Source organism: Ornithinibacillus scapharcae TW25 (genome assembly GCF_000190475.1).
Lineage (GTDB): Bacteria > Bacillota > Bacilli > Bacillales > Amphibacillaceae > Ornithinibacillus > Ornithinibacillus scapharcae.
On the sequence record NZ_AEWH01000004.1, the window covers coordinates 129,902 to 139,962 of the forward strand.

Below are 10,061 nucleotides of genomic sequence, written 5' to 3' on the forward strand. Positions count from 1 at the left end.
TATCATTCATTGTCTCTTCACAATGAATACAATTACCTATCAATTAGGAATGCTTAGCAATCATTTCATAACAATGTCATCGTATGGACCAGAATTTATATTTCTTCCTATCTGGTAAAAAAGATATTTAAACATTGGCTTTTTAACGCATTTATTTTATCATAAACAAGGAAACAAAAGAAGAGTGAACAAGGGATAAGTGGATTTTGATCGACCAAATAATTCAAACTGAGGTGTAAAATGAACTTAAAAAATCCGACGAAAGAGAATTTAGAATTCATGTTAACCGATTTAGCAGATCGCCTGTCAGTAGTAAACCGTGGGCTTATGGATGTGGAGGATTACGACCTTAATAAGTATATGGATATTAAATTCATGTATGATATAGTCGTACAAAAAGGAAGTTTATCTGCATTAGAGACACAAGCCTTCATTGAGGAATTAGGAAAGGTAAGAAAGAACTAATCATTCTTTCATTCTACCTCGTAAATATGAAAACTCGCAATTCGCTAAAGCAATGCGAATGCGAGTTTTTTTAATTTTCTAGTTTATCAAGTGCATTTTTTGCTGCTCGTTGCTCTGCTTCTTTTTTGGTTCGCCCAATTCCTGTTCCAAACACATTATCATTAATTAATAGTTCAGAGACAAATTCTTTATTATGCGATGGACCTCTTTCGTCTATTATACGATATTCAATCGTTTTATTTCTATCCTGTTGTACCTTTTCTTGTAGTTTACTCTTATAATCCATCCCATGCGAAAAAGCACCTGTGTCTATTTTAGGAAATACATGTTTTTCTAGAAATTCTAATGCAGTTTCAAATCCTTGATCAAGATAAACTGCTCCTAAAAACGCCTCAAATACATCTGCCAGAAGAGCTGGTCTGTTTCTTCCACCCGTCATTTCTTCCCCTTTACCCAAAAGTATGTGTTCCCCAAAATCTAAACTGCGGGCAAATGCTTCTAAAGAAGGTTCACAGACAATCGCTGCTCGCAATTTAGTCATTTCACCCTCAGGCATTTCTGGGTACTTTCTATATAAGTATTGGGAGACTCCTAGCTCTAAAACGGCATCTCCTAAAAACTCTAAGCGCTCATTATCTGAAGTATGTAAGTCACGATGCTCATTCACATAAGATGAATGGGTAAATGCTTGTTTTACCACATCAATATTTCGAAATTGGATATTAAGCAGTTCTTCTAATTTTGTTCGGTTCATTACAAATGCCACCTCTTGTTGGTATAGAAAAAGAAAATTAGTGCTTTCATGTTCCATTGTTATTTTATATGGAAAAGTCTCGCATCATGCGAGACCCTTCTTATTAACTATTAACCCTGTAAATTCTTTATGTAATTCACAGCATCACCAACAGTGTTAATTTTTTCTGCTTCTTCATCAGCGATTTCCATATCGAATTCGTCTTCAAGCTCCATAACTAGCTCTACTACATCTAATGAATCTGCTTCCAAATCATCTTTGAAAGATGCTTCCATTGTTACCTTAGATTCTTCTACATCTAATTTATCAACAATAATTTCTTTAACGCGATCAAATACGTCTGCCATCAAACATTCACCTCCCTTCAAAGGAAAATACCACATATCACATTACCATACCACCATCAATATGAATAGTCTGACCGGTAATATAGTTCGCATCATCTGAAGCTAAAAAGCGTACTACTTTAGCTACATCTTCAGGCTCTCCTAATTTTGCAAGCGGAATTAAACTCAACATACCTTCTCGTTGTTCACCGGTTAACGCATCCGTCATATCCGTTGAAATAAAACCAGGAGCAACAGCATTGACTAGTATATTTCTGGACGCCAACTCCTTTGCAGCAGATTTAGTTAATCCAATGACACCAGCTTTTGCTGCAACATAATTTGCTTGTCCTGGATTCCCACTTACTCCTACGATGGAAGCGACATTAATAATTTTCCCAAAGCGCTGTTTCATCATTTGTCTAGTAACTGCCTTCGTACATACGAATACACCTTTTAAGTTCGTATTAATAACTTCGTCAAATTCAGTTTCTTTCATTCTCATTAAAAGATTATCTCTCGTTATCCCGGCATTATTGACAAGAATATCAACACTTCCAAAGTTATCAATTGCAGTCTTTACCATTTCCTTTACTTCCGATTCATTCGCCACATCTGCTTGAAATTTAATAGCCCTAACACCTAGGGCTTCCATTTCCTCGACTACTGCTTGTGCTTTTGCTTCACTACCAGCGTAGTTTACAAGAACATTAGCACCACGTTTCGCTAATTCTAGTGCAATCGCACGACCGATGCCTCTGGATCCACCAGTAACGATAGCTGATTTACCTTCCAACATTATACATCCCCCCTGTACCATGTAATAAATTCGTTCATGGATGCCTGATCTTGTATGTTAAAGATGGTGGTCTTTCGATCAATCTTTTTCACAAGTCCACATAATACCTTTCCATTACCTATTTCAACAAATGCATCTATATCAGACTTCATCATATTTCGTATGGATTCTTCAAAACGAACTGGTGAGTATAGTTGTTCTAGTAATAATTCTTCTATGTCTATACCTTTCATAACAGGATTTGCTGTAACATTTGCATAAACTGGTATCTCGGCATCCTTTATCGTTACCTTATTTAAATAGGTAGCAAAATCCTCGTTTGCTGCTTTCATTAATCGTGAGTGAAAAGGACCACTAACATTTAACGGAAGCACTCGCTTTGCTCCGGATTCTTTTAAACGTACACTTGCTCTTTCAATTCCAGCAACAGAGCCTGAAATTACTATTTGCCCTGGGCAGTTAATATTTGCTATATCAACAATTTCATCTTCTATTGTCCGTATGACCTCTGAAATTTGTTCAACGGAAAGCCCTAACACTGCCGCCATCGTACCTTGTCCTCTCGGAAAAGCTTCTTCCATTAAACGTCCTCTAGTTGCAACTAAAGGTAGAGCTTCTTTAATCGAGATAGCTCTAGCAGCAACAAGGGCACTATATTCTCCTAGACTATGTCCAACAACTAGCGATGGTTTAATACCCTCTTCCGCTAGTAATTGATGAATAGCAATACTGGATAATAAAAGTGCAGGTTGAGCATTTTCTGTTTCTGTCAGAGTCTCTTGTGGTCCATTAAACATTATACTTCTTAAATCCAAACCTAATACTTCATTTGCCTCAGAATATAATTTTTGTACTTCAGGAAACGCTTCGTGTATTTCCTTTCCCATACCTACCGTTTGTGACCCTTGACCAGGAAACATGAATGCTACTTTTTCATTCGTTCTCCCCCTCATCCACTTGCATCTGTTCTACTGTATCTTTAATAGTGCCAATCATCCCTAGTTCAACCATATGACAAGTTTGCACGATGGCACTGTAAAACGCTCGACGATTCGAGGATCCATGAGCTTTTACGACTGGTGCTGACAGACCAAATAAAGCTGCACCACCATACTCCGAATAATCTAGTTTATCTTTCAATCCCTTTAAATCACTTTTCAACATTCCAGCTGCAAGCTTTGTTTTCATAGAGCTCATAAAAGTCTCTTTGATCATGGAAAATAGCGCTGACGCAGTGCCTTCAATGGTTTTTAACGCAATATTACCACTAAAACCATCTGTCACAACAACATCCGCCACTCCTTGAAGTAAATCACGCGCTTCAACGTTTCCTATAAAATTTATAGGAGCTTTTTTCATTAAGTCAAATGCTTTTTTAGTAAGGTCATTTCCCTTACCATCCTCTGTACCAACATTTAGCAATCCAACTCTAGGATTTTTAATTTTCCGCACTTTTTCTGCGTAAACAGATCCCATAATAGCATATTGCAAAAGATGGTTCGGTTTAGCATCTACATTAGCTCCAACGTCTAACATAAGAAACCCCTTTCCATCAATGGTTGGGAATGTTGGACTTAGTGCAGGTCTATCTATTCCTGGAATTCTACCAACTACAAAGAGTCCCGCACTCATTAGTGCACCTGTATTTCCAGCGGATATACACGCATCGGCACGCTTTTCTTTTACTTCCTCTGCCATTTTAACCAAGGATGAATTTTTTTCCTTCTAACCGCCCTAACAGGTTCATCATTACCCGTGATCACTTCATCAGCATGAATAATTTCAATTCTTTCATCATTTGTTAAGTATTCTTTAATCCTATTTTCATCGCCAACTAGCGTAATATGTAGATTTTTAACTTCTTGTATGGCATCCATCGCACCTAGAACAATTTCTTTTGGAGCATGATCGCCACCCATAGCGTCTATTGCAATCTTCATTCGTTCGTCTCCTTCTTCTCCGTTGAACGGTACATGTGGAATTCTCCAGAAAACACACGTTCACTATCTACAAAACTATCAACTTCGACTATTGTTAATCCCTTCTCATTTAAACCTTGCACAAATGCTTTTGCAACCACTCGCTCACCTTGTAATACCTGTCTCTTAAAATGGATTACAGATTTTGCAGTTAGTGCTAACTCGTCATTAATAACAGCAACAGCTAATGAGTTAGCTTGTGCGAATAAATGGTGTCCTCGGGCAATATTATTTCGTGTAAAGACGTGCTCTTTGCCTATGTCTAGTATAGAAATGGCACGTTTATCTAATTCTAAATCAATAATTTCTCCAATTACATCTTCAATTGGTAAGGATTTGACCGTTTCGTTCCATTGATGCTTTGCAACCGATTTAATTCTTTCTCTAAGCTCTGGTATAGCAAGCTCCATACGATCTAATCGAATGGTTTGAATACTTACATTAAACCTTTTAGCTAATTCTTCATCTGTTATAAACGGTGTATCCTCTATTGTTTCACGTAACTTTTCTTGTCTCTTTACCTTTGGTATCCTCATCAAAGCACCATCCAATAAAATAATATACCATTAATAATACTCGTTACTATTATGACTTGGTACTAATAGTAATATATATTACATCATAAATTTATGCAAGTAAGACCTAATCAAGCACTGTATCAAATACGCCCTCTTTCTCCAATAAATTCCTTAAATTACGATACGTTGAGTCCGTCTCTAATAAATTGAATTCTATTATTTCGGATGCATCATCTCTAGCTGTCTCAAGGGCACGATAATCATGGATCATATCAGCCACCTTAAACTCTGGTAACCCACTTTGTTTCGTACCAAAAAAGTCTCCTGGACCACGTAATTTTAAGTCCTGCTCCGATAGTTCAAAACCATTATTGGTCTCTGTCATAATTCGCATTCTCTCTTTACCTGTCTCACTTTTAGGATCAGCTATTAAAATACAGTAGCTTTGTTTGTCTCCCCGACCTACTCTACCTCTTAACTGGTGTAACTGCGAAAGTCCAAATCGTTCAGCATCATATATAACCATGATTGTTGCATTGGGGACATTTACCCCGACTTCCACCACAGTAGTCGATACAAGTACTTGTACTTCGTTCGCAGCAAATTGTTTCATTACTTCATCTTTCTCAGACGCATGTAACCGACCGTGCATTAATCCAACTCTTATAGCTGGTGGATAGTACTCTATAAGCTGATTGTACAAGTCTACAGCATCTTGTATATCTAGTTTGTCCGATTCTTCGATTAATGGACAAATAATGTACGCCTGTTCTCCATCTGCAATATGTTTTTCGATGAAACGTAAAACGCGATCAAAGGTGTTCGCTTTTGTCCAATAGGTCTCAATTTCTTTTCTTCCGGCTGGCATCTCATCAATAACAGATACATCCATATCACCAAATGCCGTAATCGCAAGAGTTCGAGGGATAGGTGTAGCAGTCATAAATAGCACATCTGGATATAATCCCTTATTGCTTAACGCTCTACGCTGTTCTACCCCAAATCGATGTTGCTCATCAACGACTACCAATCCTAAGTCTTTAAAGATAACGTCATCTTGTATTAAGGCATGTGTTCCTACTAATATATTTACCCTGTCGTCGGCTAAGTCTTGTAGAATTTCTCTTCGCTTTTTCCCTTTCACAGATCCTGTTAATAATTCAACACGCACTAAATCTCCAAACATGTCCTGTAAAGATTGAAAATGCTGTTCCGCTAAAATTTCTGTTGGAACCATTAAAGCCCCCTGCTTCTTAGCTGTAATACTAGCATAAAGAGCAATAGCCGCTACGGCCGTTTTTCCTGAACCTACATCACCTTGCAACAATCTATTCATTCGATATGGACTCTTCATATCGGAAAGAATCTGGTTTAACGATTTACTTTGTGCATTTGTGAGTTTAAAAGGAAATTGGTCAATAAATTGATTTAATTTAATATCATCATAAACCTGTTCATTTCCAGCAGTTGCTTCACGACGTCTTTTTCTTAGGATTTGAATTTTCAACTGAAACAGAAGAAATTCTTCATACGTAAACCTTCTTCTTGCATGTTTTAACGCTTGACGACTTTTGGGAAAATGCATGGTTTTTACTGCCTTATTTCGACTAGGTATCTTATAGGAAGCTAGCAAATCGCGAGGTAAAATTTCCTCAATTTCATTACCATAATCATGAATAGCCTGTTGAATAGCTTTTTTCAGTCGATAACTTGTCACATCTCCTCTGACAGAGTAAATCGGTTGAATATCAGAAGAACGTTCTAAAGAACCTTTTTGATAATTACTAACTGTAATTTGTAATCGATGAGCGTCCCATTTTCCTGTCAGTGTTACTGTATCACCCATATTAAGTTGTTTTTTGGCAAATGCTCGGTTAAACATAACCGCTTTAATTGCAACGTTCTCTACTTCAACATTAAATGTTAACCGTGATTTTTTTCTACCAAAAAAGGAAAGAGAAGGGGTATTTAGGACCCTTCCCTCAATCGTAACTTTATCTTCATGAATTAATTCACTTAAAGGTAGTATCTCGACCACATCATATCTGGAAGGAAAATAGAACAACAAATCCTCAATAGTGGAGATATTTAGGGACTGTAGATCATCCGCAAATTTTTCTCCAATTCCTTTCACATTTATAATCGAATCTTGTAACATCATAATCACTCTTTCTATACGGACATTCCAAAAATCTTTTCCTTCAAAAATCTACCTGTTGGTGTATCTGCTAGTCCACCCTCACCAGTTTCACGCAAAGATGAAGGCATTTGTTTCCCGATTCGATACATCGCGCCTATTACTTCATCACACGGTATTCTACTTGTCACGCCTGCTAATGCAAGGTCGGCCGATACAATGGCTAAGGATGAACCTGCGGCGTTTCGTTTGACACAAGGTACTTCAACAAGACCTGCTACAGGGTCACATACGAGACCAAGCATATTCTTTAATGTTATTGCAAATGCTTCTGCCGATTGTTGTGGTGTACCACCTGCCATTTCAACAATTGCAGCAGCAGCCATCGCACCTGCAGAACCTACTTCTGCCTGACAGCCACCTGCAGCACCTGAAATAAATGCATTATTCGCAACAACTAATCCGAATGCACCTGCTGTAAATAAGTACCGAATCATTTGCTCTCGAGTTGGATTTAACTGTTCTTTTACAGCGAACAATGTACCTGGAACACAGCCAGCACTACCTGCGGTTGGGGTAGCACAAATAACTCCCATTGCGGCGTTTACTTCATTAGTTCCCATTGCTTTACTTACAGCATCCAGCATTAAGTGACCGGATAGGGGTTTCTTCTCTCTCATGTATGTCTGGATTTTCACTGCGTCTCCACCTGTCAATCCAGTCACAGATTGAACTCCCTTCAAGCTATCTTCAATGGCTTTTTCCATTACTTGAAGATTTTTTTCCATTTCAGCAAATACTTCTTCTCTAGTTTTATTCTTCACGTCCATTTCTTGACGTATCATAATTTCAGATATTAATAAATTCTCTCTTTCCGCAATCTCTACTAATTCCGCAACTGTTCGGAACATGTATATTCTCCCCTCTAGCTAACAATTTTAGTAATTTGGATAATATGGTCTGCATCCTTTAATTCGTGTAAAATTTTATCTTCTATATTTTGATCTACTTCAATAACCATCAATGCTTCTTTACCGACATCTTTACGATTTACTTCCATATGCCCGATGTTGATTTCATGTTTTGCTAAAATCTTCGTTACGGAAGCAATTGCGCCAAAACGATCGTTATGCATAATAAGAATTGCCGGATGATTTCCTGAAAGTCTTAATTCAAACCCATTAAGTTCCGTTATTTCAACTTTACCTCCGCCAATTGAAATACCAACGATCTCTAGTTGCTCTTGATCATCTCCAATCAGAAGTCGGACGGTATTGGGGTGTTCAGTCTTTGCACTATCTTCTGTAAATGTTATTTCTAAATTATTTTCTTTCGCTATTTCTAACGCCTTACTCATTCGTGTATCGTCTGTTTCAAACCCTAATAGTCCACCGGCTAATGCAAAATCGGTTCCATGGCCCTGATAGGTTTTCGCAAAAGAACCATATAGGTAAATTTTTGCCCATGTTGGCTGTTTCCCAAATAAATTACGTGCCGTTAAACCAATGCGAGCAGCCCCAGCAGTATGAGAACTAGATGGTCCTACCATAACAGGACCGATAATATCAAAAACGGAATTGTATTTCATTCTTGCACCGCCTTATATCTTTATATTTTTTTGTAAATAAAGCATGAAACTCTTTCTCTCTTATAAAAGAAAAGTACCTTATTTGTAAAAGAGGAACGTATGTGGTTTTCTTACGTCTATTGTAAATTATATCAAAAACTATTATAATAATCATTTGTGGATTATAGAAATATAGATTTTTATAATCGGGTGGGAGAGGGATAAGCATTAACGAGGAGTTCACATGCCTTTATTACCAAAAAACAACGAGACAACTTTTCGCAATGAACTTATTGCCGGTATTATTGGTTATCTTACTACCGTCTATATCGTAGTTGTGAATGGATCAATCTTAAGTGAGGCAGGTATTTCGGTCGAAGCTGGTATGATGGCTACGATTCTAGCAAGTTTTGTAGGGACTTTACTAATGGGTTTATTTGGTAAATTACCACTAATTATTATTCCCGGTATGGGGATTAATGCTTTATTCGCCTATTCCATTATTCAAGGGAATGGATTTACTTTCCAAGAAGGACTAGCAGTTGTACTCGTTGCTTCACTTGTATTCTTACTAACTGCTTTTACCAAATTAGGTGTTCGCTTGAAAGAAGCAATTCCTGATTCGTTAAAGCATGCGATTAGTGTTGGATTAGGCCTATTTCTAATCTTAATCGGATTAGAGAAGAGTGGTCTAGTAACGAGTGGGGATAGTACGATAGTAGCGATTGCTGATTTTAGTTCCCCGACTATTATTGTTAGTCTGATTACGTTATTTGTCGCGATATTTCTGTTTGTTAAAAACGTACCAGCGAATTTCCTGATCACCATGGTGATAGGAACTGTATTGGCTTATCTGTTTGGCATCATTGAAAAAGGCACAACAGTAACTAGCATGTCTTCTGATATACTATTTCTGCCTTCATTCACTGCTATCGGTGAGCTTTCATTCTGGTTGGCGGTCTTCCCGCTGGCAATGATCCTTATTTTCGAAAATATGGGATTGGTAAATGGTCAAGTGATGATGTTAGGGAAAAATGATTCTTATGATAAAGGATATAAAACAACAGCCATTTCATCACTAACTTGTGCATTTTTAGGTACATCCCCTACTGTATCTGCTGCGGAAAATGCGGCTGTCATTGCATCAAAAGGTAGAACAGGAATTACAGCTATCATTGCTAGCTTGCTATTCCTTAGTACGATATTTGTCATTCCTTGGATTACCATGATTCCTAATGTCGCTATTAGTCCGATTTTAATTATCGTTGGTTTCCTGATGGTGCAAAATATCCGCCATATTCCATTAGATAATATTTCGGAGGCTATTCCAGCATTCCTTATCATCGTAATGATCCCATTCACGTATAGTATTGCTGATGGAATGGCATTTGGATTTATTGCTTATCCCATCGTTAAATTAGCATTAGGAAAACGAAAAGAATTGTCAACTGCGATTGTAATCATATCATTACTGTTTGTATGTGACTTTTTAATTAAAATTACAGGTATATAAAAA

The 10,061-nt window shown here is 37.4% G+C and carries 10 protein-coding genes and 1 pseudogene; 2 read left to right on the forward strand and 9 right to left on the reverse strand.

Annotation, left to right across the window (positions count from 1 at the left end; translation table 11 throughout):
- The first annotated feature begins 240 nt into the window (after nt 1-240).
- On the forward strand, nt 241-465 hold the full coding sequence (locus G5W_RS0101105; protein ID WP_010093477.1) for a DUF1128 domain-containing protein: 225 nt from the start codon (nt 241-243) through the stop codon (nt 463-465).
- A gap of 70 nt (nt 466-535) precedes the next feature.
- On the opposite strand, the gene rnc is transcribed toward G5W_RS0101105, so the two are convergent.
- From rnc to sdaAB, 9 genes and pseudogenes are all read right to left on the reverse strand, one after another.
- Nucleotides 536-1,219 carry a ribonuclease III gene (gene rnc, locus G5W_RS0101110; RefSeq protein WP_010093479.1) on the reverse strand — a complete coding sequence of 228 codons (684 nt, stop codon included), beginning with the start codon at nt 1,217-1,219 and terminating at the stop codon, nt 536-538.
- A 110-nt stretch (nt 1,220-1,329) separates the two neighbouring features.
- Entirely contained in the window at nt 1,330-1,566 is a 237-nt protein-coding gene (gene acpP, locus G5W_RS0101115; protein WP_010093481.1) for an acyl carrier protein, read from the reverse strand.
- A gap of 37 nt (nt 1,567-1,603) precedes the next feature.
- On the reverse strand, nt 1,604-2,344 hold the full coding sequence (fabG, locus tag G5W_RS0101120; RefSeq protein ID WP_010093483.1) for a 3-oxoacyl-[acyl-carrier-protein] reductase: 741 nt from the start codon (nt 2,342-2,344) through the stop codon (nt 1,604-1,606).
- A complete protein-coding gene (gene fabD / locus G5W_RS0101125; protein WP_138918933.1) occupies nt 2,344-3,297 on the reverse strand; it encodes an ACP S-malonyltransferase in 954 nt (317 codons plus the stop codon). The genes fabG and fabD overlap by 1 nt, the downstream gene beginning before the upstream one ends.
- A pseudogene (plsX, locus tag G5W_RS21860) lies at nt 3,278-4,284 on the reverse strand (phosphate acyltransferase PlsX). Before plsX ends, fabD begins: the two are co-directional and overlap by 20 nt.
- Entirely contained in the window at nt 4,281-4,859 is a 579-nt protein-coding gene (fapR, locus tag G5W_RS0101135) for a transcription factor FapR (RefSeq protein WP_010093488.1), read from the reverse strand. Before fapR ends, plsX begins: the two are co-directional and overlap by 4 nt.
- A 106-nt stretch (nt 4,860-4,965) precedes the next feature.
- Nucleotides 4,966-6,999: an ATP-dependent DNA helicase RecG gene (recG, locus tag G5W_RS0101140; RefSeq protein WP_010093489.1), complete on the reverse strand. Its 2,034-nt coding sequence runs from the start codon at nt 6,997-6,999 to the stop codon at nt 4,966-4,968.
- Between the two features lie 14 nt (nt 7,000-7,013).
- A complete protein-coding gene (sdaAA, locus tag G5W_RS0101145; protein ID WP_010093490.1) occupies nt 7,014-7,889 on the reverse strand; it encodes an L-serine ammonia-lyase, iron-sulfur-dependent, subunit alpha in 876 nt (291 codons plus the stop codon).
- A 14-nt stretch (nt 7,890-7,903) separates the two neighbouring features.
- Nucleotides 7,904-8,566: an L-serine ammonia-lyase, iron-sulfur-dependent subunit beta gene (gene sdaAB / locus G5W_RS0101150; protein WP_010093491.1), complete on the reverse strand. Its 663-nt coding sequence runs from the start codon at nt 8,564-8,566 to the stop codon at nt 7,904-7,906.
- A gap of 223 nt (nt 8,567-8,789) precedes the next feature.
- On the opposite strand from sdaAB, the gene G5W_RS0101155 reads away from it, so the two are divergent.
- Complete coding sequence (locus G5W_RS0101155; RefSeq protein WP_010093492.1) at nt 8,790-10,058, forward strand: NCS2 family permease; 1,269 nt, start codon at nt 8,790-8,792, stop codon at nt 10,056-10,058.
- Nucleotides 10,059-10,061: the final 3 nt, after the last annotated feature.